Here is an 886-nt window from a genome sequence, read left to right as displayed (position 1 = left end):
CGGATGATCGACTTCGACGGGATGCAACCGACATTGACGCAAGTTCCGCCGATCAGGTTGCGCTCGATGAGCGCGACCTTTGCGCCGAGGCCGGCCGCTTCGTAGGCGGCGGTCAGCCCAGCCGGCCCGGCACCGATGACCACGATATTGTAGGGATCGTCCGGCTGCGGGTTCTTCCAGTGCGGCGGATGGGCGCCCTTGATCAGCTCAATGTCGTTGTGATCGACAGGAAAGGCGGTAGCCCTGGTCCGGTCACGCGACATCGCCGCCACCCGACGCCGGGCTTGCTGGCTGAGACAGCCAGCCGCCATTGAACCCGGCCTTGCGCAGGCCGTTGCGGATGTGTTGATTTGACCGCATCAGTCTCCAGATCAACCCTGACCGATGGTTCTCGATCATCATCACCACGATGCCTTGATCCAGCCCATAGTGGCCTTCCGACACCCAGCCGTGCCTCCCGAACTTACGCCGGTTCGCCAATGTCGGGTTGAAACCGCTCGGCAGTCGGAAATTACCGATCACCTCGGGGTAGCGATCACCGAGATGGCGCAACGCCGCCAAGCAGATCTCCGGGGCGAAAGGCAGTGATGCCGGATAGGACCAAGGCGCGATCGTCCCGTCATCGGGCCCGAACGGCGCGCCGCGCGCGGCATAGCCGGAAAACCGCCGGCGCTGTCGCTCCACGCTGGTGCGAAACCCGCCTGGCCCGTCGCCCGCCGAAAGACCCCAAAGGTTCTCGTCGTAGCCGCCATAGCCGTAAGGGTTGTGGCGTGCATAGTCGCGGTGCAGATAGGTCGAGCGGCGGCTGTTTTCGAAATAGTCCGAGTTCTTCTCGCGCATGAAGGCGTCGCGGATGCCGGCGAAATCGATCCAGGCATGCGAGAAC

General features: G+C 63.7%; 2 protein-coding genes. Both read right to left on the bottom strand.

The features are described from left to right. The coding region (locus EN893_RS35855; RefSeq protein ID WP_128362260.1) for an FAD-dependent oxidoreductase at positions 1-263 on the bottom strand (263 nt) is incomplete at its 3' end. Further along, a partial coding sequence (locus EN893_RS35850; RefSeq protein ID WP_281062538.1) for a glucoamylase family protein occupies positions 253-886 on the bottom strand: 634 nt, incomplete at its 5' end. The genes EN893_RS35850 and EN893_RS35855, both read right to left, overlap by 11 nt.

The organism is Mesorhizobium sp. M7A.F.Ca.CA.004.04.2.1, assembly GCF_004022825.1.
Lineage (GTDB): Bacteria > Pseudomonadota > Alphaproteobacteria > Rhizobiales > Rhizobiaceae > Mesorhizobium.
This window is presented reverse-complemented; position numbering and strand designations above follow the sequence as displayed.